This is a genomic window from Photorhabdus heterorhabditis (assembly GCF_018448905.1).
Taxonomy (GTDB): domain Bacteria; phylum Pseudomonadota; class Gammaproteobacteria; order Enterobacterales; family Enterobacteriaceae; genus Photorhabdus; species Photorhabdus heterorhabditis.
The window spans coordinates 37,408-62,454 of sequence record NZ_RCWA01000024.1 but is presented as its reverse complement, the minus strand read 5'-3'; the positions used below and the strand labels follow the sequence as shown (position 1 = coordinate 62,454).

33 protein-coding genes and 1 other RNA gene are annotated in these 25,047 nt (G+C 42.4%); 9 read left to right on the top strand and 25 right to left on the bottom strand.

All coding sequences use genetic code 11. The annotated features are described in order from the left end of the window. Positions 1–28: 28 nt before the first annotated feature. Positions 29–217 carry a hypothetical protein gene (locus EAE89_RS15170; protein WP_149617491.1) on the top strand — a complete coding sequence of 63 codons (189 nt, stop codon included), beginning with the start codon at positions 29–31 and terminating at the stop codon, positions 215–217. A 31-nt stretch (positions 218–248) separates the two neighbouring features. Here the strand turns inward: EAE89_RS15170 and EAE89_RS15165 are convergent, their stop codons facing one another. Both EAE89_RS15165 and EAE89_RS15160 read right to left on the bottom strand, forming a co-directional pair. Continuing rightward, entirely contained in the window at positions 249–836 is a 588-nt protein-coding gene (locus EAE89_RS15165; protein ID WP_214086162.1) for an ankyrin repeat domain-containing protein, read from the bottom strand. 15 nt (positions 837–851) lie between these two features. After that, complete coding sequence (locus EAE89_RS15160) at positions 852–1,865, bottom strand: Tle-like phospholipase domain-containing protein (protein ID WP_149617492.1); 1,014 nt, start codon at positions 1,863–1,865, stop codon at positions 852–854. Between the two features lie 539 nt (positions 1,866–2,404). Between EAE89_RS15160 and ung the strand changes: the two genes are divergently transcribed. Next, on the top strand, positions 2,405–3,085 hold the full coding sequence (gene ung / locus EAE89_RS15155) for a uracil-DNA glycosylase (protein WP_054480115.1): 681 nt from the start codon (positions 2,405–2,407) through the stop codon (positions 3,083–3,085). Positions 3,086–3,260: 175 nt separating this feature from the next. On the opposite strand, the gene grpE is transcribed toward ung, so the two are convergent. Further along, a complete protein-coding gene (gene grpE, locus EAE89_RS15150; protein ID WP_054480114.1) occupies positions 3,261–3,842 on the bottom strand; it encodes a nucleotide exchange factor GrpE in 582 nt (193 codons plus the stop codon). Positions 3,843–3,965: 123 nt separating this feature from the next. On the opposite strand from grpE, the gene nadK reads away from it, so the two are divergent. The 3 genes from nadK to bamE all read left to right on the top strand — a co-directional run bounded on the left by nadK (position 3,966) and on the right by bamE (position 7,054). Then, a complete protein-coding gene (gene nadK, locus EAE89_RS15145; protein WP_214086161.1) occupies positions 3,966–4,844 on the top strand; it encodes an NAD(+) kinase in 879 nt (292 codons plus the stop codon). A gap of 87 nt (positions 4,845–4,931) precedes the next feature. Then, a complete protein-coding gene (gene recN, locus EAE89_RS15140) occupies positions 4,932–6,593 on the top strand; it encodes a DNA repair protein RecN (protein WP_054480112.1) in 1,662 nt (553 codons plus the stop codon). A gap of 113 nt (positions 6,594–6,706) precedes the next feature. After that, positions 6,707–7,054 carry an outer membrane protein assembly factor BamE gene (gene bamE / locus EAE89_RS15135; RefSeq protein WP_054480111.1) on the top strand — a complete coding sequence of 116 codons (348 nt, stop codon included), beginning with the start codon at positions 6,707–6,709 and terminating at the stop codon, positions 7,052–7,054. Between the two features lie 57 nt (positions 7,055–7,111). Here bamE and EAE89_RS15130 read toward each other — a convergent pair whose 3' ends face one another. Together EAE89_RS15130 and EAE89_RS15125 are read right to left on the bottom strand one after the other, a co-directional pair. Further along, on the bottom strand, positions 7,112–7,405 hold the full coding sequence (locus EAE89_RS15130; RefSeq protein WP_054480110.1) for an RnfH family protein: 294 nt from the start codon (positions 7,403–7,405) through the stop codon (positions 7,112–7,114). Beyond that, complete coding sequence (locus tag EAE89_RS15125; protein ID WP_054480109.1) at positions 7,398–7,832, bottom strand: type II toxin-antitoxin system RatA family toxin; 435 nt, start codon at positions 7,830–7,832, stop codon at positions 7,398–7,400. Before EAE89_RS15125 ends, EAE89_RS15130 begins: the two co-directional genes overlap by 8 nt. Positions 7,833–7,989: 157 nt before the next feature. Here EAE89_RS15125 and smpB point away from each other — a divergent pair, with 157 nt between their 5' ends. The 4 genes from smpB (at position 7,990) to EAE89_RS15105 (ending at position 9,963) form a co-directional block, all read left to right on the top strand. After that, positions 7,990–8,472 (top strand): SsrA-binding protein SmpB, encoded by a 483-nt coding sequence (gene smpB / locus EAE89_RS15120; protein ID WP_054480108.1) that lies wholly within the window; start codon positions 7,990–7,992, stop codon positions 8,470–8,472. A gap of 50 nt (positions 8,473–8,522) precedes the next feature. Next, positions 8,523–8,886, top strand: a transfer-messenger RNA (tmRNA) gene (ssrA, locus tag EAE89_RS15115). 464 nt (positions 8,887–9,350) lie between these two features. After that, the gene (locus tag EAE89_RS15110; RefSeq protein ID WP_011147563.1) at positions 9,351–9,536 is read left to right on the top strand and encodes a helix-turn-helix domain-containing protein; all 186 of its coding nucleotides are present in this window, start codon (positions 9,351–9,353) and stop codon (positions 9,534–9,536) included. Positions 9,537–9,678: 142 nt separating this feature from the next. Further along, the gene (locus EAE89_RS15105; protein WP_011147564.1) at positions 9,679–9,963 is read left to right on the top strand and encodes a SymE family type I addiction module toxin; all 285 of its coding nucleotides are present in this window, start codon (positions 9,679–9,681) and stop codon (positions 9,961–9,963) included. 136 nt (positions 9,964–10,099) lie between these two features. Here the strand turns inward: EAE89_RS15105 and EAE89_RS15100 are convergent, their stop codons facing one another. The 20 genes from EAE89_RS15100 to EAE89_RS15005 all read right to left on the bottom strand — a co-directional run bounded on the left by EAE89_RS15100 (position 10,100) and on the right by EAE89_RS15005 (position 25,047). Further along, the gene (locus tag EAE89_RS15100) at positions 10,100–10,546 is read right to left on the bottom strand and encodes a tail fiber assembly protein (protein ID WP_054480107.1); all 447 of its coding nucleotides are present in this window, start codon (positions 10,544–10,546) and stop codon (positions 10,100–10,102) included. Further along, positions 10,547–11,890, bottom strand: coding sequence for a phage tail protein (locus EAE89_RS15095; RefSeq protein WP_244866477.1), 1,344 nt, complete (start codon positions 11,888–11,890; stop codon positions 10,547–10,549). Beyond that, positions 11,877–12,482 carry a DUF2612 domain-containing protein gene (locus tag EAE89_RS15090; protein WP_054480105.1) on the bottom strand — a complete coding sequence of 202 codons (606 nt, stop codon included), beginning with the start codon at positions 12,480–12,482 and terminating at the stop codon, positions 11,877–11,879. Before EAE89_RS15090 ends, EAE89_RS15095 begins: the two co-directional genes overlap by 14 nt. Beyond that, on the bottom strand, positions 12,483–13,724 hold the full coding sequence (locus tag EAE89_RS15085) for a baseplate J/gp47 family protein (RefSeq protein WP_054480104.1): 1,242 nt from the start codon (positions 13,722–13,724) through the stop codon (positions 12,483–12,485). Next, positions 13,724–14,080, bottom strand: coding sequence for a contractile injection system sheath initiator (locus tag EAE89_RS15080; RefSeq protein WP_214086160.1), 357 nt, complete (start codon positions 14,078–14,080; stop codon positions 13,724–13,726). Before EAE89_RS15080 ends, EAE89_RS15085 begins: the two co-directional genes overlap by 1 nt. A 71-nt stretch (positions 14,081–14,151) precedes the next feature. Further along, a complete protein-coding gene (locus tag EAE89_RS15075; RefSeq protein ID WP_036777850.1) occupies positions 14,152–14,589 on the bottom strand; it encodes a type II toxin-antitoxin system YafO family toxin in 438 nt (145 codons plus the stop codon). A gap of 3 nt (positions 14,590–14,592) precedes the next feature. Beyond that, positions 14,593–15,153, bottom strand: a complete 561-nt coding sequence (locus EAE89_RS15070) for a hypothetical protein (protein ID WP_214067741.1) — start codon at positions 15,151–15,153, stop codon at positions 14,593–14,595. Positions 15,154–15,469: 316 nt separating this feature from the next. Continuing rightward, positions 15,470–15,925 (bottom strand): hypothetical protein, encoded by a 456-nt coding sequence (locus EAE89_RS15065; RefSeq protein ID WP_054480101.1) that lies wholly within the window; start codon positions 15,923–15,925, stop codon positions 15,470–15,472. 4 nt (positions 15,926–15,929) lie between these two features. Further along, positions 15,930–16,622, bottom strand: a complete 693-nt coding sequence (locus EAE89_RS15060) for a Gp138 family membrane-puncturing spike protein (RefSeq protein WP_054480100.1) — start codon at positions 16,620–16,622, stop codon at positions 15,930–15,932. Next, positions 16,582–17,478, bottom strand: coding sequence for a baseplate hub protein (locus EAE89_RS15055; RefSeq protein WP_054480099.1), 897 nt, complete (start codon positions 17,476–17,478; stop codon positions 16,582–16,584). Before EAE89_RS15055 ends, EAE89_RS15060 begins: the two co-directional genes overlap by 41 nt. Then, the gene (locus EAE89_RS15050) at positions 17,475–17,780 is read right to left on the bottom strand and encodes a phage baseplate plug family protein (RefSeq protein WP_054480098.1); all 306 of its coding nucleotides are present in this window, start codon (positions 17,778–17,780) and stop codon (positions 17,475–17,477) included. Before EAE89_RS15050 ends, EAE89_RS15055 begins: the two co-directional genes overlap by 4 nt. After that, positions 17,777–18,598, bottom strand: coding sequence for a phage baseplate protein (locus EAE89_RS15045; RefSeq protein WP_214086159.1), 822 nt, complete (start codon positions 18,596–18,598; stop codon positions 17,777–17,779). Before EAE89_RS15045 ends, EAE89_RS15050 begins: the two co-directional genes overlap by 4 nt. Next, complete coding sequence (locus tag EAE89_RS15040) at positions 18,598–20,709, bottom strand: transglycosylase SLT domain-containing protein (protein ID WP_214086158.1); 2,112 nt, start codon at positions 20,707–20,709, stop codon at positions 18,598–18,600. Before EAE89_RS15040 ends, EAE89_RS15045 begins: the two co-directional genes overlap by 1 nt. A gap of 208 nt (positions 20,710–20,917) precedes the next feature. Beyond that, entirely contained in the window at positions 20,918–21,325 is a 408-nt protein-coding gene (locus tag EAE89_RS15035) for a hypothetical protein (RefSeq protein ID WP_054480095.1), read from the bottom strand. Continuing rightward, positions 21,325–21,762, bottom strand: a complete 438-nt coding sequence (locus EAE89_RS15030; RefSeq protein WP_011147578.1) for a phage tail fiber protein — start codon at positions 21,760–21,762, stop codon at positions 21,325–21,327. Before EAE89_RS15030 ends, EAE89_RS15035 begins: the two co-directional genes overlap by 1 nt. Continuing rightward, positions 21,762–23,249, bottom strand: coding sequence for a DUF3383 domain-containing protein (locus EAE89_RS15025; RefSeq protein WP_214086157.1), 1,488 nt, complete (start codon positions 23,247–23,249; stop codon positions 21,762–21,764). Before EAE89_RS15025 ends, EAE89_RS15030 begins: the two co-directional genes overlap by 1 nt. Continuing rightward, positions 23,230–23,772, bottom strand: a complete 543-nt coding sequence (locus EAE89_RS15020) for a phage neck terminator protein (RefSeq protein ID WP_214086156.1) — start codon at positions 23,770–23,772, stop codon at positions 23,230–23,232. The genes EAE89_RS15025 and EAE89_RS15020 overlap by 20 nt, the downstream gene beginning before the upstream one ends. Continuing rightward, entirely contained in the window at positions 23,772–24,143 is a 372-nt protein-coding gene (locus EAE89_RS15015; protein WP_214086155.1) for a hypothetical protein, read from the bottom strand. Before EAE89_RS15015 ends, EAE89_RS15020 begins: the two co-directional genes overlap by 1 nt. Next, complete coding sequence (locus tag EAE89_RS15010; RefSeq protein WP_214086154.1) at positions 24,140–24,598, bottom strand: hypothetical protein; 459 nt, start codon at positions 24,596–24,598, stop codon at positions 24,140–24,142. The genes EAE89_RS15015 and EAE89_RS15010 overlap by 4 nt, the downstream gene beginning before the upstream one ends. After that, entirely contained in the window at positions 24,598–25,047 is a 450-nt protein-coding gene (locus EAE89_RS15005; RefSeq protein WP_214086153.1) for a DUF4054 domain-containing protein, read from the bottom strand. The genes EAE89_RS15010 and EAE89_RS15005 overlap by 1 nt, the downstream gene beginning before the upstream one ends.

Here is a 25,047-nt window from a genome sequence, read left to right as displayed (position 1 = left end):
ACATCGTTCCTGACAAGGTAACCTCATCATGATGACTCGCTGTTCTCAGCAAAAATATCCTGGTGCAGGTAATTTACCTAAGCGCTATGCTTACTTATTGGAAACATTAAGCATGTTTGAATTACCAGCGAAACTTCCTGACAGAAAATATCCGAGAGTAGTGAGGCGTAAACCACAAAAATACCCGGTAAAAAGGGAAGCCAGCCAGCTTAACTGACTGGCATTAGGCCAAATGGCCCGTTTTTATCTTACTTCAAATAATACCGGCTGACTTGCTGCGCTTTCAGCCAATGATTGACTTCATTATATTCCGCTTGCATCTCATAGCTCCGCGCTTTTAGCGGTGTGAGATTGAGATACATCTGGAATGTTAACTGCTGCTTGTTTTGCAATTTAGGATCAGCTCCTGACTTCAACAATATCAACACCAGTTCCGGTGAATTAATTTTAGCTGCAATATGTAACGGAGTATCCCCAATCCGATTAGCCAGATTTGGGTTAGCGCCTGCCGCTAGCAATAATTCAACCTGCATTTTTCTCCCTACCTGAACTGCAACATGTAAGGGGGTTGCTAAAGTAACAGAATGAATAACATCCACATCAGGCGCTACTGATAATAAGGATTGGAGATAATCAGGATTACTAACTTTCGCCGCACTATGTAAAGCACTTTTTCGTTGTAAACCTGGTTGAGCAGGATCAGCCCCCTCTTTCAGCAAAGTATTAACATCATCCATTCGTTGATTGAATATCGCCCATTGCAACGGATTTATATTTTCGTCATTACACTGACAATCCGATTCCGACTCAAGCTCAACTACTTCGCCGATTTTCATCATACCCCTTTTCAATTATACAGAAACATTCACAGCCGATTCGTTCAACATCGCCAGAGATTCTTCTTGCTGTTCATCATCTAAAGATAACCAAGGTTTGTATATCGTTAATAATTCCAACACCTTTTTAAGAGAATGTGCATTTAATCCACGCATCAGAGAAGGCAACCATTTGCTCGATTCTTCCAAGTCACCATTATATTTCAGTAAAATTTTATGCCCTATTGGCTGGGATACTGGCAGTTTCTGTTGTAATGTATCAAGCAAGTCATACTCCGCAACATAATGCCGTATCAATCCATTTTCAGCTATATTTCGGCCTTCTTGTGGTGAAAGCCCCAGATTTTTCATCATATTGTCGGAAACACCGGCTGAATTAAATATCACCGCAGGCTTTCCAACGGATAATGCAGCTGTTGCTGCTAATCCGCCCCCCAAAGAATGCCCAGTAAATAACATATTTTCCCCAAATGCCATTCTGGCAGTACGGGCTAAATCAACAGCCTGATGGTATTGTGCTTCATCAAACCCAAAACCTTGCCGTAAATTAGTCAGTATATCCTTTAAATCATTAGTACCTACAAAAGCAACGATATAGAGATCGTCATTACGATAAATACCCGCCTGAAAACCCGTTGTGTCATCCCTCAGATTTTTCGGTTCTATTCCTGCTTTTAATAATTCTTCATCAGAAAGACGAACATAATCACCAATTCCCATAGTGGTTCTTATATAGACATCATCAGAAATCAAGGCCAACATATAATCAATTTCATGAGATTGCTGACCACTAATCTGCTCAGCTTTAATTTCTGTCATTAATTTTAAATTGATGTTAATACTCTGCTCATTAACTAATGACTGGTAGATTCGATTATTCTGGCTAGTTGTTGCTGAAACAGAAGAAACTTCAATAGTTGCTTTCTTAATATTTTGGGTTGAAACAGCAGGTGGTGTAACAAGTTCAAGCTTATTCGAAACAGGCAAACCTGAATCGACTGAGAGTCCTATACCAATTGATAAACTCATAAACTTCCCCTAAGGATAGTTGAAAATAATTAGCTATTTAATTGGTGCAATTAATCTATCGGCAGGGGAGTAATATTAAGCCAACCAAATTATTACATTACATTAACAATGGTGATGAATTGTGATTTCCATCTCTGATATCAGCTCAGTTTCTACCTAGTCTCTATCAGCAACTTGAATACCAGTAACCATTTTTATCTCCATATTTATGCAACAAACCAAATTATCAAGAACATCATCTTGGTTATTTGGTCAAACCAATATATCTGATGCCTGTATATCAGCACGAATGAGGATATCCATTGATTCAGCTCAATTAATTTCATATAGTTACTACAAATATCTTGCAACTTTATGGTTTAAATAAGTATTTATCGCTAACTAACTACAAAGGAATTATTCTGATAAACTTTCAAAAATACTTCATGACATTGAAATAGTTATCAAAAATTTAGCTTTAGTGTTCATCAAAGGTTTCCCTCTGATTTTAGAGTCGGTAAGCTAACGTCCATCTGGTAATTATATAGAAAGGATTTGTTATGTCCGCGCCTCTCACATGGCACAGCGTGATCGGTAATGAGAAAAAGCAACCTTATTTTATCGACACACTGGCCTATGTCGCCAAAGAGCGTCAAGCAGGTAAAACTATTTATCCACCACAACAGGATGTATTTAATGCATTCCGTTACACCGAATTGGCCGATATTAAAGTTGTAATACTTGGGCAAGACCCTTACCACGGCCCTAATCAGGCACACGGCCTCTCTTTTTCTGTGCAACCTGGTATTCCAGCACCGCCGTCACTGGTTAATATGTACAAAGAACTCGCATCTGATATACCGGACTTCCAACATCCAAATCACGGTTGTCTTATCAGTTGGGCCAAACAAGGAGTACTACTACTCAATACTGTATTAACCGTAGAACGCGGCAATGCTCACTCTCACGCGAATCTGGGCTGGGAAACTTTCACAGACAAAGTCATTACAGCTATCAACGAGCATCGCTCAGGCGTAGTTTTTCTTCTCTGGGGATCTCATGCTCAGAAAAAAGGCTACTTTATCGATAGCAACAAACACCATGTTCTCAAAGCGCCTCACCCATCTCCTCTATCCGCCCATCGAGGATTCTTTGGCTGCAAACACTTTTCAAAAGCCAATGAATTGCTTGAAAAACAAGGGTTAGAACCAATTAACTGGACACCTGAGTTGCCACAGTAAAAAAATGCCGCCCCAACTGGAGCGGCATTTATACCTGTTATCTTTCAAGTTGCCTCTTTGTTGGCTGCACTCACTCACCCCGGTCACAGAGTTATCTATGCTCCCGGGGATTCGCTCCCTTGCCGTCGCGATACATCTTGAAATCTATTGGGTATATATCTACTACTAGCTAAAATCACTTTGATACGGCTACCATTGCCGGGCGCAATAAACGACCATTTAAGGTATACCCTTTCTGCATAACCATCATGACATGATTCGGATCATGTTGATCGGACTCCATCATGGTCATGGCCTGATGAACTTCAGGATTAAAAGGAACATTTGTGTCGTCAACAACTTCAATACCAAATTTACCAACAGCCCCAAGGAAAGACTTCAGCGTCAGCTCAATACCTTCAATCATTGATACTATTTCGGTGTTAGTACGATCTACTGCATCCAGAGCGCGTTCAAGATTATCAATCACTGGCAACAGTTCATTGGCAAATCTTTCTAAAGCAAACTTATGGGCTTTTTCCACATCTTGCTCAGTACGACGACGGATATTTTCAACTTCAGCTTTAGCACGCAAAATGGCATCACGTTCACGCTGTTGCGCCTGCCCGAGCTGCTCTTCCAGCTCTACGACACGCGGATCAACAACGCTTTCAGTCTCTGATGTTTCTGCTTTATCCGCACTGTTTTGCTGTTCAGATACAACTTCCATATCTTCCGAGACTTGCTCGTCAGGCACTTTTTGTTCTTTACTACTCATGAATATCTCCGCGTATTTGGCATTAATCTCACTACTTAGCTTATTATGGGGATCTAAACTAGGGATTCAAGGGAACCCGTCATATTGTGAGGACAAAACCTCTTGCTGAAGGAAATTACAACGATGAATAAAAAATTCAAATGCATCGGTATTGTTGGTCATCCTCGTCACCCAGAAGCACTGGCTACTCATGAAATGCTTTATCATTGGTTAAAATCTAAAGGTTACTGTGTGATCGTTGATCGCCAAGTAGCCAAAGAGATTGGTTTGGAAGATGCACAGACCGGCGGCCTGACTGAAATTGGTAAGCAGGCTGATTTAGCTGTTGTTGTTGGTGGTGACGGCAACATGCTGGGCGCGGCGCGGGTTCTTTCCCGTTATGACATTAAAGTCATCGGAATTAACAGAGGCAATCTGGGTTTTCTGACAGACTTAGATCCTGATAATGCTCTGCAACAACTTTCTGAAGTACTTGATGGCGAATATCGCAACGAATACCGTTTTCTACTCGAAGCACAAGTTAGAAGAAACGGCCAGAAACCCCGCATCAGTAGTGCAATCAATGAAATCGTACTCCACCCGGGGAAAGTAGCTCACATGATTGAATTCGAAGTTTATATTGATGAGCGTTTTGCCTTCTCCCAACGTTCTGACGGGCTGATTATCGCAACTCCAACCGGTTCCACCGCTTACTCACTTTCCGCAGGAGGACCGATTCTAACACCTAATCTGGATGCTATCGTCTTAGTACCAATGTTCCCACATACATTATCTTCCCGCCCATTGGTTATCAGTAGTGAAAGCAGCATCAGATTGAAATTTTCCCAGAACAGCAACGATTATGAAGTCAGTTGCGATAGCCAGATAGTTCTGCCTATACAAGAGGGAGAAGATGTCATTATTCATCGTAGCAAGCAGAAACTCAATTTAATCCACCCTAAAGATTATAATTACTTCAATACACTAAGTACAAAACTCAGTTGGTCTAAAAAAATGTTTTGAAAAATAGGCATCACCACTTTACTGTATAAAAGACCAGTTTATACTGTATGAAAATACAGAGGTGTTTTTATACACAGGAGAGGCATAATGCTCACCCAGTTAACCATCAGCAACTTTGCCATTGTTCGTGAGCTTGAAATTGAATTCCGGTCAGGTATGACAGCCATCACAGGTGAGACTGGTGCCGGTAAATCCATCGCAATTGATGCATTAGGTTTATGCCTGGGTAATCGAGGTGAGACCAATATGGTGCGTAACGGAGCTTCTCGTGCTGATATCTGTGCCCGTTTTTCTCTTGCTGATGCTCCTTCAGCTCGTCAATGGTTGGAAGAGCACCAACTTGATGACAGTAACGAATGCCTGCTGCGACGCACCATAACTTCAGATGGCCGTTCAAGGGGCTTTATTAATGGTACCGCTGTGCCACTTTCCCAATTACGCGAACTGGGCGCCCACCTTATTCAGATTCATGGTCAACATGCTCACCAATTACTACTGGATAGCAACCACCAAAAACGTCTGCTTGATACTTACGCGAATCAATTCAATCTGCAAAATGAGATGAAACAGGCATATCAGAAATGGCACCAAAGCTGCCAAGATCTGGCTCAATTCCAACAACAAGCTCTTGAGCGCCAATCCCGTCAACAGCTGCTGGAATATCACCTAAAAGAGCTAAATGAACTGGCGCCACAACCGGGTGAATATCAGGAACACGATAATGAATACAAACGGCTGGCAAATCGTGGTCAACTATTATCTGTCAGCCAGAATGCTCTCCAATTACTGAACGATAACGATGAACAAAATATTATCAGTCTGCTGAATCACACTAAACACGAGTTGGCTGAACTGATCACAATGGATGATAAATTCAATAGTTTACTCACCATGCTGGAAGAAGCCTCTATCCAGATTAACGAAGTCAGTGATGAACTTCGCCACTACGGTGATCAATTGGATATGGACCCAAACCGCCTGTTTGAACTAGAGCAAAAAATTTCACAGCAAATCAGAGTAGCCCGTAAGCACCATGTTGTGCCAGAAGAGCTTCCTTCACTACATCAACAACTACTAGAAGAGCAGCAACTACTCGCGCAGCAAGAGGGTGATTGTGCTCATCTCAGCGAACAAGTTAATAAACACCATAAGCAAGCATTAGAAGTAGCAGAAAGATTACATCTGGTTCGCCAGCAATATGCCACAGAATTAAATGAACTAATTACTAACAGTATGCATCAGCTCTCCATGCCTCACGGCCGCTTTACCATTGATGTCTCCTTTGCGCCAGAACACTTGAATGCCGATGGTGCGGATAAAGTTGAATTTAATGTTACAACTAACCCTGGTCAACCACATCAATTACTGGCGAAAGTTGCTTCAGGTGGTGAACTTTCCCGTATTGCACTAGCAATTCAGGTTATAACGGCCAAGAAAATGGAAACTTCAGCTCTGATTTTCGATGAAGTGGATGTAGGCATCAGTGGCCCAACAGCTGCGATTGTCGGTCGCCTGTTGCGAGAATTGGGTGAGTCCACACAGGTCATGTGCGTTACTCACCTACCTCAGGTAGCCGGTTGTGGTCATCAGCATTTCTATGTCAGTAAACAGACTGATGGTGAAGAAACTGAAACACAAATGCAATTGCTGGATAAAAAGACCCGATTACAAGAACTGGCGCGGCTTCTCGCTGGTAGTGAAGTCACAAAAAACACCTTAGCGAACGCAAAAGAGCTGCTGGCTGCATGATATGACACAACTTTTGCGTATATTTGGGGTCATAACTAAGGCTTGTAGAGGTTTTCAATCTCGCCAAGGTCTATTATTATCGACACCCTGACTCCTAAAGGAATGTAATTACCATGCGCTGTAAAATGTTGACTGCCGCTGTTGTATCATTCGTTATGCTAACTGCGGGTTGTTCTACGTTGGAACGGGTTGTTTATCGGCCTGACATTAATCAGGGAAACTACCTGACATCTGCTAATGTATCAAAAATCCATAAAGGAATGACCCAGCAACAAGTAGCCTACACATTGGGGACACCAATGTTACAGGACCCGTTTGGCACTCAAACATGGTTTTATGTGTTTCGTCAGCAACCTGGGCATGAAAAAGTAACTCAGCAAACCCTGACACTTACATTTGACAGTAATGGTGTACTGACTGATATTAAAAACGAAAACTCACTTACTGAGAATCTTCAATAATTAAAAAAAATATAAACAGCCAGTCATTCATTTTCCTGACTGGCTGTTTATTGATAATCATTGAGCATTATTCTTAGCCCGCTCAGCACGCTTACGACGCATTTCTTTTGGATCGGCCAATAATGGGCGGTAAATTTCCACCCGATCACCCTCTTCCAAAACATCCGTCAGCTTGGCTGGACGACTATAAATTCCGACTTTATTTTTTTGCAGATCAATATCACTACGCAAAGTCAGCAAACCCGATGCAACTATCGCCTGCTCTATAGTCGCACCTTGGGCCAATTTCACAGTACGCAGATATTGGCGGTTAGGTAATGCATAAACGACTTCAATATTGATATCAGGCACTATAAACCTCTCGTGCACGCAAAGTAAAAGCCTGAATCATACTTCCGACTAATTCCTTAAAAATCTTACCGAAAGCCAATTCAATTAGCTTATTGGTAAACTCAAAATCCAAGTGCAGCTCGACTTTACAAGCATCATCACTAAGTGGAATAAACTGCCAACCACCCATCAATTTACGAAAAGGCCCATCCACCAGTTGCATATTAATACTCTGGTTATCAGCCAGAATATTCCGAGTAACAAAAGTCTTACTAATACCCGCTTTGGAAACATCGACTGACGCAGTCATTTCATTACTACTGATACTCAGCACACGACTGCCGACACATCCCGGTAAAAAATCCGGATAAGAACCAACATCATTGACCAATTTATACATTTGTTCCACGCTGTACGGTACTAACGCAGAGCGACTAATCTGTGGCATATCATTTCCTGTAAGGCTTAATTGTGGCAAATAATATCACCTATACGTGATCAAAGAAAAATCTGTCAGCGTATAATGCAATAAATACTCATTAATCGGCAAATATGCTGCGGGAAAAGATTTCTTTCATCAAAGCATTCAGTATAATGCACACACTATGACAAAGAAAAAAGCACACAAACCCGGTTCGGCAACCATTGCCATGAATAGACGAGCCCGTCACGAATACTTCATTGAAGAAGAATTTGAGGCTGGTCTCTCGTTACAAGGATGGGAAGTCAAATCACTGCGCGCTGGTAAAGCTAATATCAGCGACAGTTACGTTTTACTCAAAGATGGCGACGCTTATCTTTTTGGTGCCACCATCACTCCGTTAAATGTAGCTTCTTCCCATGTCGTCTGTGATCCAATGCGTTCACGCAAACTCTTACTCAATCAGCGCGAACTTGATTCATTATACGGTCGAGTCAATCGCGAAGGTTATACCGTTGTTGCCTTATCTCTCTATTGGAAAAATGCCTGGTGCAAAATCAAAATTGGCGTAGCAAAAGGCAAAAAGGCACACGACAAACGTTCAGACATTAAAGAACGCGAATGGAAATTAGACAAAGCACGTATTATGAAGAATGCTGGGCGATAAATTCTGGCATTATAGTTTAGTATTCTGATATACTTGCTTTTAAGACACTTGGGGCTGATTCTGGATTCGACGGGATTCGCGAAACCCAAGGTGCATGCCGAGGGGCGGTTGGCCTCGTAAAAAGCCGCAAAAAAATAGTCGCAAACGACGAAAAATACGAACTAGCAGCTTAATAACCTGCGTAGCTCCCTCTCTCCCTAGCCTCCGCTCTTAGGACGGGGATCAAGAGAGGTCAAACCCAAAAGAGATCGCGTGGATGCCTTGCCTGGGGTTGAAGCGTTAAATCTAATCAGGCTAGTTTGTTAGTGGCGTGTCTGTCCGCAGCTGGCAAGTGAATGTAAAGATTAGACTAAGCATGTAGTACCGAGGATGTAGGAATTTCGGACGCGGGTTCAACTCCCGCCAGCTCCACCAATTTAGTAGGGACAGTGATAGGACAATAGCTTTAAAAACAGTGAGTTAGCAAAGTTGATTGGACACTGACCGGACAATGAAGGGACACAAAAGGATACGCAAAGGAGCCGCGGAGCTTTTGGAAAAACCAACCATAATTAGGTTGGTTTTTTTATGTCTGTAGCACAGCAACTACCTCTATTTTATAATTCATAGTGCAAAATAAAATGCCTCACCAGATCTCTGCCTCATAGGGCATTATTCATAAATCCAGCACTTGATACCGTCAGTTTTTGACGCATGCATGTAACCCAACTTCATATAACAATCACCTTAGTGATAGGTATTTCTGGTGTGGCATATCCTATGCTCATGGAGTTCGGCTTGTGCCACTTAAGCGGTCATTTTATTTACCAATGTCACCCTATCGGCGAAATGGCTATACTATGATGTGTCGATAAACAGTTTATATTTGTGGAGTAATTTTGAAACGTATACCGCCAGAATTGTTTAAGTCTGAAATGAAACGAAAAGGCTGGACGCGCCGCGAGCTGGCTATACGGTGGGGCAAATCAGAAACATGGATCAGCAAAATAGTGAATAATATAGAACGGGATCAACACTGGAATGACGCCCTCAATGGACTGCCTGACAACGAAAAGCCCAGGTAAACTATAGGTCACATTTTTATTGCAGAAAAATGACCTATAGTTCATAATTCAACATTGAGAAACTATTTCCACTGACGCAGAGCTACCGGGCGGGCACCCGATAACCCTGCTTACCACAACTAACTATATAAGGTAGTTAATTATGGCTAAACGCGATAATAAAACAATTCGCCGAATTTCCCAAGCTGAACGTTTTGGCAAGGTAGCTAAAAACGGCATTTCTTTAAAAGGAAAATGGTTACAGGAGGCAGGATTTACCTTCGGAATGCCACTAAAAATCCGGGTGATGCCGGACTGTATTGTTATTACAGCCCAGAACACCCAGGAACTCTGGCAATGCCTGGAAGGACTGAGCATTGAGCCATTTAACCCCAGTGCTGCTATTGATTGGATTAAGTATTATCCTGGTGGGTTGATGATTACCTAATAGACTAAAACATAAATGGACTACACCTTTAAATGTTGGATGGTTATCCAACATTTTGAGGACGATTCAGTCAGAGTAGTGCAAAAAAGCCATATTTGATTAGACTTATCTAAACGTTCAATTGGCCCTGATTCCATTATTCTAAGGGTTTTTCGGGCCAGTTAATATCTGACGTTGAATTAACATCAATGCGGTTCAATAATACTCTATATTTTTTTAACTCTGCTAACAGCGATTTTTCCTCATCTCTCGACATCCCCAAATCTACAGCATCTTGTAACGGAGCGATCTGTTTACTTACAGTGAACATAAGTTGCTGTTTCTTATGTTCTGCTTGTTGTTGCTGTTCCCGTCTAAGCTTTATTTTATCACTTTCTGATATTATCCACTTTTCACTATCCCATTTGTGATAAACAGACGGTGCTTGCTTTGTAAGAATTGGATAACCCTCTTTATCACTGACGATAGCAAACCCGCGTGATTGACCGTCAAGCAATTCATTGTGTTTTTCTACTGTTATTTCAACACACTCTTCATGAGCTTCATTATAAAAAACACATTCTTTTCTGGAGAAATAGACCATTTATACCCCCCAAAATAATATATGTACAACTTTGCCTGGATTCTCATCATTGTTGGGAGTACCTGCTTGATATTCAAATGTCGATAGTGTTGCATTACGTACTAATGTGTGGCCAGTTGATGTATTGATACTCGACATACTTGCAGCATAGCCAAAAAGCTTATTTTTAAAAGAAATTGGATAATTTACCTTTATCCATGATTGTTGAGCTGATAGGACTTTAACCCATTGAATAATTACCCCCGTATCTCCACATTGCCACCAACCATTTTCGGATTTCATAGCTGTATTTTGTAATGCAAGAGTACCACTTCTCTCAGGCGTTAATATATTATAACGCCGCTGATTCTTGGGATCGTCAGAATAGATATGCAACAATTTCCCTTCAGAACCGTTAATTCCCAATATATATCCATCTTTCGATTTGAAACGCAATTTAGGAAAAGGAGTTTTACTGTCAATCAGTAAATTACCAACGGTTGCGGTTTTATTGCTAGAAATGCGTAAGAAAGTATTATCGCTCTCAGATTTAGCATAACTTCCCACATCCCCAGCATTCAGACTAATATCCCCGGTCAACGGCTTCCCGTTAATTTTCCGGCTATTCGGCACCGCCCCTTTAGCCAACACCACCATTTCCGATAAACCGATATTTTTTACAAATTCAGTTTTATTGAAGATGTCTGCCCCATTTTGATTTTTAGCGAGCTTATTATTGGCATTATCATTCACATCAGAAACAAGTTTCTGAGTTGCTGCAAGGGTATTACTGTTACCTGTCTTGTCTGTAAGTTGGGTGATGCCTTTTTCTATAAGTGTGGCGTCAGGAATAAAATCTTGAGTTGCAATCTCTCCCAGTCCTAAATTATTACGCGCTGTCGCTTTGTTATTAATATCAGATAAGTTATTAGCTTTCTGTAGAAATAACCCATTAGGATCTGCTAGTAGATTTTTCCAACCGGAAACTGATGTACTATCCGGATCTGTATTGTTATCTTCTACCCCATTCCACCAAATTTTACTTCCATCAGAACTGGCAACAATGGCCCCTTTAGGATAACCATCAATGGCAGCACTAAAATCAGCATTATATGAATACAAACCACCAGACATTGAATAACGTATTGCGGTAGTAATATCATTCAATATCCCGTTCATATCCTTGCCAGATGGAGGAATTCCACCAGCAGATATTGCTGTCATCGTTAACGGGGGAAAACCGCTCGGATACGTAGCTACTCCTTTTGCCAAGCTGCTTTCAGTTGATTTTGTTGCAATCTCGTTATAGTCTCCGGCGCTCGCAAACGGAACAGCAATAAGATTAGGTTTTTCAGTTGATTTCATTTGTTGGTATCCTTTGAACGATTGCGACACTGACACCAACCGGGTAAGGCAGTACTCCCGATGTTTGAACAATTGCTAATTCTGCTGTTGATAGCTGAAATTCAAATACATAACTCATCTTCATATTTCCATCGTCAGTGATATATGCACGTCCTCTATCACTAAACATATAAACAAGCATTCTGTTGATGTTTGGTATAGTGCAGTCAGATATATTTGACATGGCTTTCATCATAATTAGCTTTCGGTACATCTGATCTGATAGCTCAATAGTTTTTGTTTTTGACTCCCCGGAATAAAATGGTGCTTGGTCAAATGGATTTGGATCTGTCGTTGTCGGAACATTCAGTAAAGCTTCACCAAAACCTATATATTTTACATTTTCATTAACAGTAAGCCGCCTGCTGACATTCACTATTTTTCCCCACACATCCAGTCCGTAAGTATTTGCTGTGTCAATGTTCCAAATCAGATCGTAAAATGTATTAATAAATTCAGCAGAGGAAACAGCAGCATTGAAGCTTAGAATAAGTGAGTTGAGTTTTGGACTAGCGGCATACTGAGCAAGAATAGTTGCTCCCACATTTTCCATTTATGAACCTACTAATTTCACAGATATATTATCAACGTCAAGCGTTGGGATTTCATCAATACCAAAACTAATTGATGTTGAATAAGTAATACCGTCACGGCTAAGCGTAATATTGTAAATATCAACACTCGATGTATCTATGTTATAAATGCCTGAATAATATCTACCAGCAAATAATGTAGATGCTATTCTTGCTCGCGTTCCACCGTCTTCTCCGTTAAATGCTTGCGCTATAGCTGACTTAACCTGTGTTTCAATATCAGCAGGAAGGTAATCGCTATTCGCAAGTGAGACGTCAACATAGACACGAATGGGCGCGGGTATCACATATTTAATTTCATATTCGGGGTAAGGCTGAACATAGTTTTCATCATCCACAATTGTGTGAGTTGTATTTCCGTTCGTAGGAATACCTGGAGGCTTTTTCTTCCAGATTGCTCTAGCGACATCCTCAGTTTTTCCTCCATACACAGCACTATAAATAGAGTTCGGCGCTATTCTGTATTTTGATACCCCGACCGTTTTTACTACCGAAGTATCATTTGAAATAACGTATGCGTCTGCCACGCCATTTACTTCTAATACTGCGGCATAAATGGCATGTAATGAGTTTGTCGCATTTTTAGCAACAGATTGTTTACGACGATACTCAAAATTAGCGCGGGTTTCCTCATCTGCGCCAGGTACGCCAGCATTCGCATTACTGATACCAGACCAGCCGGGTGCCGAGCTATAAATCGTGTTCAAGTCATCAATTTTGCATGCTAACGGCCCTGTTGTTGAGTTTTGGAAAACAACATCAACAGAGCCACTGTCAGGGATCTTAGCCTCTGTTATTGAATGATAAAGATACCCTTTTTTATCTTGAGCAATACTACCAATTGGAATAACTGTATTAACTAACCCAGTGCATGTTGCTGTTACCGTTGTTCCCGATGCTGGAATTCGATCTAAAAAATAAATTCGTCCGATAGCATCTTGAAAACGTCCGGTTGCATAATCCGGGTTAATTTGATTGACAATAGCAAGTAACTGATCGTTCTTGTCAGCAATGATAGCCGCATCACTCATTGCTATTTGACCTTGCGGTGTTGTTAAGCTCGTACTCATTGCACCACCCATTGCTGTAGCCAAATCATTTAACCGCCCATTTAAAATATCAACCTCGTCGGGCACAGTTAGACCCGTCTTTGTAAAGGTTACACCTGGAACACTTGTAGTCAGTACTGCAGAGTTAGTCATCAGAAATTTACCACCGTTGATTGATTGTTCGAGTCCGTTATTGTCATCATGCCCGCAATAGTTCTCTCCTTCCCATTTATAGCTTTACAAGTGGCAGACTGAACATAAGGTAACTTCATTGCTTCTTGTTGCATTTTGCTGTTGATTAGCTGAGTTCCCGGCCAATGTCCCAAAATTCGCTGGTAATAAGGAATACCCAATGCTGTGTCATACCAGCACTCCCCCAAATATGTACTACAGGCACAAGCGACATCCTGCGCTACAGAATAGGGATTATCAGTAATGGCGATATTTCCAGAATCATCTAACGTTAAATCCCATGACTCGGTATCAAGCAGAAGTGAACGAGTTTGCATTTTCGAACCCTATAGAAATAAAAAAACCGCAATTAAGCAGCCAAATATGAAAAAACCCGTACTGGACGGGTTTAGTTATTATCTCTGAAATCCTGAGCTATTCTTGCCAGATAACTCATTATCTTGGGATTTCTAGCTTTTCCATGAGCATCAGGATGCATTATCGCCAATAAGGAATATTTGTTTTCTTCCAAGAGACCTTGAACATATACTAGACAAGCATCATTTTCTGGGCTATTTGATTTACACGTTCTATAATACTGAACCCTATTTGTAGGGAATGAATCAGGCGGAAAGCAAAGATGAATATGCATCATACATGATTTATATGCTGCTTCTGGCTGAGTGTAAGCAACATCCCTACCAAAATAATCAGGGACTTCTCCGGTTTCTTTATAGTGTTTAAAATCTTGCAGAATAGCCTGTTCAAGATCTGGATGCTTTAGGAAGACGTCATCAAAAAAATCTTTCCTCGTATACTCGTTTATTGATACATCCACTTGTTCCATTTATCACCCAGTAAATGAAAAATTCCCAGACTCAATCTTTTTGGTTGTATAAGCAGCCAATTCTGATAGAGCAGCTTTATTTATATCGCTTTTATAAATCTTAGGCAAAGTAAATAATTGACGAGAAAAATCATTAAGACGAGTTATCTCAAATCTGGCCTTTGCTATAGATTTCAGATACATCCTCATTTCTTGTTTTTCTTCATCGGATCGATCTTGCTTCAACATAGCTTTGAGCCCCTGCTCAAATCCTCTCATTGTGGTTTCGCAAGCCTTATTAATTTCTATATCGTTTTGAAGCAAAATACCACGAATTTGACTTTCATCAAGGCTTAGGAGATTTAAATAATATTGGCTAATTTCATTAGCTAATGAATCAACAATCTCTCTTCTTTCTTGATATTGAGTTTTCAAATCATCCAGACTACAGATAGTTTCACCTACTTTAAAGCTAAGCATACTACAACCGTCCCTCGAATCCACATAACCAGCAGAGAATGAAGGAACCGACAGCACTCCTCCGAATAAAACTACTGCTAAACAATTCCTTAGTGATAGATTCATGACGTTCTACCTTATCAAATAGTTTGTTATAGTGAGTCACAAACAGTCATAATGTGTCACTATGTATCATATTAAACCACTATTCTGAACCTTACAACCATGCAGTAAATGACAATTAGCCACCTATGTAAGCCTTATTCCAGAAGAAGATAACGAACGTTAAAAGCAAGATTTAGAAAAATAGCATCACATTGACATCATTTTGTCATGAGTGTCATACGTCTGATGAAAATACTCAACAATATTGTACTGTAAGCCGAAGATGACTTTATCCACCAACACGACTGGGGTTTATAGGTTCTTGAACCGTTCGATTCTATATTTTTCCCGCTGCTTTTAACGCGTTGTAGCTAGGAAGATAACGTTTTGGATTAACGATACATAGCTGCTGAAAAACGGATGAAACCCCTTCCCCCCGCGACAACATTGCTTCATCACGATTCTCATAGTAATACCGGATAATATTCATTACTTGTTTCTCTTTTAGCATCAATTTTTTTCCTTGATTTACAGCATCTTCCTTTTGAGCTTTATATACCGGGCTTTCAGTCGAGTAACTTCCTGTTTGTAACAGGACCTCTTCTGCGAGGGTGGACGGATCTATATAGTTAAGCCCTGCACTCGCGGCATACTGCTGTAATATAGACTGGGACATACACATAGCGGATATCTTTTCTTGCCGAGAAGTGTCACTGTTTTTTGCTCCGGCGCTAAACACGCAGGCAAACAAAGCTCCTGCGACAATAATATTTGATGTTAGATTTCTATACATATTTTTACTCTGGACTGTTGGTTTTCGAACCACCAGATTCAACACCACCATGCACATGTGATGAAAGTTTAACCCCATTTCCTGTAATTTCGCCCTTCGCTGTTACGGTACTGCCGAATATTGCATTTCCACCGTTACCGCCACCACCTTGAATAACCGCACCATTTAATATAATAGATGGTGAGTTCATTGTGATTGAATTTGATGAAGTCATTTCAGTTGTCGGAGCGACTACGTTAATTTTATTCGGTGAAACAATATTTACCTGATTATCTACGAATTCAACATATTGTTGTGGTTCTGCATTTAAAACGCCCCCCAGGTAAATTGCATCTGAATAATTGTGCGTTCTTTTTGAGCCCGGCAACGCCGGCGCTTTTGTTGCTCTGACGCTGCTAATGTCACGATCACAGATAGCAATTAAACCAATATCACCAACCACTGGATTCATAATGACAGCACTGTTACCACGCTGAAGGCGAAATACTGGAACATTATAGATTATTCCATTCTCGATTTTTCTCCCTGTTCCCGTCATATTATGCACCATCGGCTTTACATCTACGGTTTTCCCGTTCGATTTAATAATAAGACCCAAAGTGATAAAAACATGCTGACTAAGAAACCGCCTCATGACAAAATCAAAAGCATTCGTTTCACTGTTTATGTCCGTTGGTTTTGTTGTCAGCTTCCCCATTGTTTTTATCCTCTGTTTTCACTGGAATGCCACTAAAAAATGTATGCCACTGACCACCATCAAGCCAGGAGGTAAGATAGTGTTCCGCCCCTGTTATCAGATAAGTGCCGCTAGCGTTCGGCAAAGAGGTTTCTATTTGTATCTTACGACCTAAAATAATCTCATTACTGAAAAGAGTAGTTGCTGTTATTCCCACGCCAGTAAATATGGGATAACCAATTAGCCCATATTCTGGAGACGTAAACAGCAGTTTTTCAACTTTCGGTTGACCATGAGGCCAAATAGTCACTTTATCAATCCCGAAGTCAGTGTCTATATCTAGCGCATTTGCCGCCTGTTGGATTTGATTAACAACATTTCCTGTATAATGAGGATTGGAGATAACACCTGTGGCGCCATAATTTTCAACCGTCAGATCCGCTTTTTTAGCCATTCCAGTAATAATATCGACAATATCCACATCTCCCGATGCAGTGAACGGTTCAACGTCCTTTGCTCTTAGGCCAAACATCACACTAGCTGTTATCGTCAGGGGAGTATCGGGTAACTGATTAAAATCTGCATAAGCATCACTGATAAAACCCTCAAATATAGCATGACCATCCGCCCATACTCGCATTAAGTTGAATTTCGCACTACCAATCCAGATCCCGCGATAACTCAACGTTGCCATTTGGCTGGTTGTTAAGCCCCAGATTTGTAATGTTATTTGTGTCCCTGATATGCCGCCCCACGCCACCATGTTGACATAAACACGTGCATTGTCGATAGTCAGTATATTGTTACCGCTATCATCAAATGTCTTGCCGTCAACTAGCTGAAATTCAACTTTGATATTGTGTTGTTTGTACGTCACTGAGTCACCTCGCCTGGAAAAAGGTAATATAATTTGTAGCGTTGCCCTAACCCTTCCCAGTGAGGATCAGATGAGCCGTTTAAATCAGCAAAAAACAATTCACCGGAAAATCGAAGATAGGAGTAACGGACAATTTTATTGCAGTTGAGGCACACAACTCCCTGTAACACAGGTTTATCATTGACGGTTAAATCCATATATAAACCTGTGCTACGTTGATTGAGACGTATCATGCATGACTGCTCATTCAAGGTCACAGTGAATTCCTGAGCTTTGACCGCTCTGAGTGCTATTTCAATCACGTTAATTTCCCTGATAATTCTTTTACTGCTTTACTGAGTTGATCCGCAGAACTCACCACGGCGCTATTTAGTGGCCCCGTCACTATCTCCATAGCTGACGTGAAACCGGACGAAACCGAATCGGCAACTTTCGCTGTCGCACTGAAAATCGACTCCTTCAATCCGGTCAGGGCTTTTTTAACATCAAATAATGTGGCGTGTTTTGTTGAGCCTGTTGATTGTTCGGTATTTTTACTTGGGCCTTTCGCCGTCTCATTCTTTGTTGTATTCGACTTGTTAGCAACATTGCTGCTCATTTTCACTTCGGCAATGTCTTGTACAGCCTGGAAAACTGCGGTCACAATCAGTAAGGTAACACCGTTATCCTGCCTTATTCGAAAATCGTACTTAATCAAATCATAACTTGTGTACGTAGTATCAGGTGTTTCAATGTCGTAAATTTCAGCACTGGATACCATCTTATCTAACGCTTCAAGAACATCGGAACGGGACGTCAGGGTGAGGTTTGTTAAGTTAGGCACGGAACCAGAAAAACCGGTCCACCCCTCAAACGAAAATGTCACATGGACTTCACCGGGCCGCTGCACTTTGTTATATGATGTATAGCCGCCTTTCTCTATCGGCGCAGTGGTGATTGACGCCTCTCGTGTGACTTCTACTGCAATGAATGACGTGGGCGTAAACGGCTTATCACCCACTCTCTGCCCGGATGCATAATAAATACCATATCCAGGAGATATCATACTGTTAACGGCAGATAACAGGTTGCCGCTACGGAACGCGCTAAGTACCGTGGTCTGATTGAGAGAAAACTCCATTATCCAGTCACCCCCGTTGAATAGTTTGTTGCCAGCGTTGATCCGCCTATTTTTTGGCGTGCATCGTCAACCACGCCTTTTACGTTGTTAGCGTTAGAGCTGATTTGAATAGTTCCTATGTGATAACTCTCAGAAACAGAGGAGGTACGGTTGTTATTTACCGTATTCGAATAACGCTGAGCGGCCACATGAGCCCCCGGTTGTGGCATATTCGCCAATACCTTTGGGATATAATCGCGGGTTTCTTTTGGCGCAGCGCCCAATCCTTTCCGCATGACATTTCCCTGTCCCCAGTTATAAGCCGCCAGAGCTTTACTCAAATCTCCGTCAAACATTCTCATTAGCTGAGATAAATATTTTGCCGCGGCTTCCGAAGATTTTACCGGATCAAAAACATCATCATCCATTAACCCAAAATGTTTGGCTGTACTTGGCATAAACTGGAATAAGCCCTTGGCACCTGCTTTAGACACAGCATACTGATTGCCTCCTGATTCCGTCATGGCAACACTACGTAACAACCCCACAGGTAACCCGAACTGCTGCTCAAGTTGTGCTAATTTTGGTGATAGCCAACCCAGTAATTTCATGCCGGTAGTGTTCGGTGACATTTCAGCGGCTGCAACTTGAGGAACAAGCGAATCAATCAGTTTATTAATTAAATCGGTCAGCTTATCTAACGCAGTTTTTAACCAATTATTGCTGTATTCCAGCCGCTGCTGTCGTTCATCCTCAACCCAAATGATATGGTCGTTTTCGCGGCGCTTTTCTTCCTCTTTGATTACGGCCGTATCTGGCTTAGAAGCTTTACCATCTAGTTTTGCCTGATAGGCTTCATACTCTTTTTTACTAAAAAAAGGTATCCAGTCGCTTGCCAGATACAATCCATATGAATCCAGTATATTTTTTGTCTCTTGCCCAACAATCGAAGTCGCGACTGACTCCACAGGATCATATAACGCATACCCGATAGCGCCGTATATCCCGGCTTTCCCTATAGCCCCTTTGCCTGACAATCCGCCGCTACCTTTCCCCATTTTCAGCATGGACGAAGCCACGCGATAAATTCCCCATAACCACCCCGCAAACTTCAACCCGATCAGACCAATGATGACATTACCCCAACCGCCTACCGCATCCGCGGCCTGATTAGCGACTGAAATAATAAAACTCATCTTATCGAGAAAACCACTGACCGCTTTTTTAATCTCTTCTGGGTGCTTATTCATCCAATCAGCTAAGTTTTTTAGCCAGATATTGAAATCATTGATATATGGTAAAAGGGCATTAAACAGAATGTAGCCTGTTTTCTCAAAACTCTGGCTTATCTCTGTCCACTGTTCACGAAAACGACGCGCGGCGGCAACAGATTTATCATCCACACCCGAACTGGCTGTAAATTTATCCACATCTTTGAGTGCGTGACCGGATGAGAACCACTGTTGCGCGGCGTACCCGAACCCAAGTTCACCACCGTAAGCTTGCTGTTGATCTTTATTAAGCCTGGGAAAAACACCAGTCAGCTTACGCATGATGGATTCGGTGCTTTCTGAGGCAATATCAATATCCACACCCGCTTGTGATGCCGTTTTTAACAGCGTCTCAAGAGCCGGATCAAGCGCAACACCTGATTTTAGTCGGGCTTTAGCATCATTAATGCGTGAAAATGCCCCCACAATCTCATTTGCGCTGACACCAAATGCTTGACCTGCTTTTGTCCAACCATCAAGCGCTTTGGCCGACATGCCGAACGCATCAGCGGCAGTACTTAACTGATTGAGATTGCCAGTAAAACTAGTCACAAAACTTTTCAGTCCACCGAGTGAGACCGTGACACCCGCCAAAGCCAAGATCTGGCTTTTTATGCTGGAAAAGAAAGAGGAAGCTTTCTTTCCTGCCGCCTCCATTTCTTTTGCCACTTTTTCGGTTTTCTTACCGGTTTTGTCTAATGATTTGCTGGTTTTCTTTTCACCATCATTAAACGAGTCAACCAGTTTTTGCATAACCTGAGCCAACCCACCGATCCCGGCAATCACTGCGGTTTCACCTGCGCTAAATTCAGCCGCATCAAGCCCCAGCGTTATAACAAGTTCATCTATAATGTTTGCCATCAGTTTTTACCCTGCTGTAAAACGTAAGCATTGTGATTATCGACCTGAATAATCTCTATTAACTGCCAAAGGTCCTCCACGCCATAAACTGTATCCAGCTCATGGAGAGTTGCTTTTCCTGATGAGATAACGGTCGCTATTGTGCCTGGGACATTTGTATAACCGACGATACCGAATGGTCTTGAGATGCTGGAATAGCGCGGCGGGATTACGATTGGTTGGCGGTTTTGAAAAAATCCACGTGTAACTTAAGCACCTCTGCACGTAATTTCAGCCGGGTAACAATTTCTTCAATGTCACTGTCGATCAGTTCGCGTTTGATTTTTTTATCTGCCTGATTCGGAACCATCTGCACACAACCCATCAGTTCATCAAGTAGTGGCCTGGCTTCATCAGGAGCAATGCGAGAAATTGCTTTCAATCCAACCACCGCTAATGCAGCCATGCCCAAATCCCGAAAATTATCGGGGATATCCAACCCCTCTCTCCCCATTGCCATCAATGCACGAATAGCCCACCATTCAGCCTGCGAAGCGGGCATTTCCTGAATGTAAAAAAGCTTTCCTTTGTCGCGATTATCATCATTCATAGTGATGAAGGTTTCTTTACGTGCCATTAGCTATATGCCTCACCTGTTATTGATTCCCACTCAATGACGGCCTGCGCCGCTTGTAAAACCTTTCCTGCGTCCGGCATGGTTTTCCATTGCTTCAGAACGCCGTTCACCAATGTGTATTTACGCCCGATGGCCGGAAGAATAACCGTCGCATTACATCTGAACACCGAGACGCTAGTACGTGATGTCGTTGCCCAAGTATCAAAAATGGTGCGACTTTCTGAATCAGGCATAATATGAATCGTCTGATTGATATTGCCGTAGATAAAACCCGCTGACAGTTTACCGTCCGCCCCACGTACCGTTTCAGCCAAATCCAACGCCTCAGTTTCGAAAATGTTGTCGGCGGCAAATCCCTGTAATTGCACACCAGACGGGTATAAATTGGTCACAGTCAGGGTAATTACCGCATCAGCAGAAGTGATTGTGTCTGACATTATTGAACCTCCGTAGATGCCATTTCGAATTTCTGAATACTGCCACCGTCGCAATACCACAGTGTACAGCTTGGGCTGGTGCGATTTGCACGCATAGAGGCAGACATTTCCCCAATATACAAGTAATAACCCTTCGCGATTATTGACGTTGAAACATCAGATCCCACAGCGTTAATAATTTCCAGTTTTTGTACAGCCGATAATGTTACGCCCGATCGGATACCGCCCCACAACTTAAACCGCTGGATAACATCACTCATCGAGGCTTCCACCAGCGCACGGCCAGCCGTGTTATAAGGAACAGTCTTGTTGGATTTGAACAAGGCAATAACAGCCCCCTGTAAGTTCGCATTCAGCCAGATTTGACCACAGAAGGAATCTAACCACTTAAAATCACCGGTTATTGTACCATCAGCCCAATAATTTTCGGTGATGTTATTAGCGGCATAATTGCCATAGAAGTTATATCCATTAGCAATCAATGCATCATAAACATCAGAATCGATCACATCAGGACTGAGGCCGTTCAATTCTCTGAATTTAAACGGAACACGTCCCTCCGTTCGCTCAAAATCCAGTACCGCCGCATAACCCAATACTGCTGCCGGTTTCATATTATCAGAGCAGAAAACAGGAACGACACTCCCGTAGCTGTGAATGCCAATAATTTTATGGGCGATAGTTTCCTGACTGCCTTTCACTTTTGCCGTGCCGCTTGTTGTCCAGGCAACATAGAAATAGCGATATACCTGACTACTAGCCCATGCGGATAATGCAAGATGCTGTTCATCTGTACATTCAAATACCGTCGTAAAACCTGCCCATTGCTGAGACTGCGTTTTAATCACAGCGAATAGATCAGGAACCGCCGACACTGTAGCCCCCTGAGAAACCGTTGCCCCTAGTGCGCCAGTGAACTTAAGAGCCTCGGCCCCATCACCAGTACCATAGGTGATATTTGTATCTTCCAGTTTAATGCTGCCAGAGACAACATTGATGATGAAAGCTTTACGGGTGGTATCGAACACAACCGTTACTGCCTTACCAATCGCTGTTTCAATGCTCTTTGCTGCATCCGCAAAGGATTTAACCCCATCAAGATTGATTGCGGCATTTATTGCTGCACCATTGATATTGAGTTTCAACGTACCGGACATTTTTTGCAGATCGGTAATGGCTACCCCATTAAAAGAACCTGAACGTAACCAGGCCGATACTGCCGCTCGATTAAATCGCGAAAACAGTAATTGGCCGGGTGTCTTTGTACAGTTGTTGTACCCTGAAAAATAAATAGCCGCCATGCTATATTCTTCGGATGCACCACCGAAATATGCCGCCACATCTTCTTTAGTCGAGAATGACAACACCGCGCCAACGGGTGCATATATATTATCTGTCAGTAATAATCCATTGAGATCAACAGCATTACCCGCTGCCGACAGCACCCCCGGATTAATTCTCACGTCTTTACTGATTGGAATTGCCATGAATAGACTCCGCTGTTTTAGTGTTCAGCGTAATACTGTCGAAAAATAGTTGCTCTGTTGTCACAACGGGGTTGATTTGAGCGGTAAATTCAAATGTCCAACGCGACTCATATTGCTGTTCACCATTAATCATCGTCGTCTGAATCGGATCGCTGGCATAGAGCGGTGTCATATCGATACCTGACCTCTTGAATAGCTCACTCGCATATTCAGTACGCACCGTCGTTGCAATAATGTGAGCATCCTCATGAGCGAACTGGCCGTAACAATCGATTTGACATGTCCAGCGTGTCGTCCGAGTGATTAGACTTTCCCCCATGCCTGCCACTGTTGGGGCGTTATAGTTCATTACACCTGTTGATAAACCAGTGCTGTTCAATGGCGTCATAACAATAAAATCACTATCCGGCATCGGTGAGCGATTTACCTGAGACAAAATAACGCTACGTTCAGGTATTAAGGCCATTAAAAAACCGCGTAATGCGGTTGTTATATCGTCTTGCGTTACACTTATCGTTGTCACTATTGTTCCCCACGCTGCAATGTAACAGCGAATTTGCACCAATCCGGCCACGCTTCCAAAATCTGCACTATCAACCACACTTCATCATTAATAATCAGCAGATCACCCCCTTGCTGCCTAGGGCGGTTGACGGCATTAAAATTGCCATTCACATAAGCCGCTTTGAGCATGCCCTGAATATTCAAGCCGTTCGTATGTTGTAGATCAGTAAAAGTCAGTGGCTGGATTTGTGCGGTAACGGGTGTTGTAATGTAGCGCGGGACTTGCTTACCACTGGGTGCAATATCATATCCCGCACTTACCCGTATCTCCCCAGGTGAGTGCGGATTAACAACCCCGACAGCACCAGATGCAATGCCATGCAAGTTCATTCATTCCCCTCATCAACCACATAATCAACACTGTTCAGCATATGTTTGGTGTGACGTAATGGCGCATCAAATCCCTTTTTAGCTATAGTGGATTTTTCATTAGCCGGTGAAGTGAAAGAACGAATGGATTGCTGAATTTGTCCCTTAATAACTTCCCCGGTCATTCGTAATGCCACATTTCCGTTCATATCATTATCCCTCAGACACTGTGCGACAGTATCACCCCATTCATTAGCATGTTCGTTGATAGTGTTACGAAAAAACGGACGGGGCCGCCTGTTTCGCCCCGGATCACCGATCTCGTTACTGATTGCCACCATTGCAACCGAAGTGCCATCGGGATAAGTCGCATCTTTGAGAAAACCAGCCCGCAATTTTTTGCCTTCACCCACTCTTTTAGCTAATTGCTTTAAATAGCGTTTTGCGGCATCACTCCCCTTGATACTGCTCGACATTAGCGCCTCCCTTGAGTCCGTGGGTAGTAATATGACGGATAGTGAGAGGGAGAGCTGCCGGGGATGTAACGCATAGTTCTGTATTGTGCTGTTGCCTGCCAGTACATAGCCCCGTATTTCGTCTGCAAGAACCAAGCAGCACGTTCACTCACAGCGCCCATATCAGCCGAAACGGAAACAGACCCCTCGCTTGCGCTGCTAACCCGCCCCACGAGCGGATTGGCCGCTGTTCCGCTAGCAGATAAACGATTAAGTTCAGCAATATGAGCAACAAGCATATTCAGTAACATTGCGCGTAGCTCAAGCTCACTAACTGGGCTTTGGGCCGTATTGTTAAGATAGGGTGTTGCTTCAATAAAATAGGCATCCAACAGAACATCACTGACAGAAGAAAACTCTGGGTAACGAATGCGAAACTTCACGACATCAAAAACAACAACAAAGCCCAT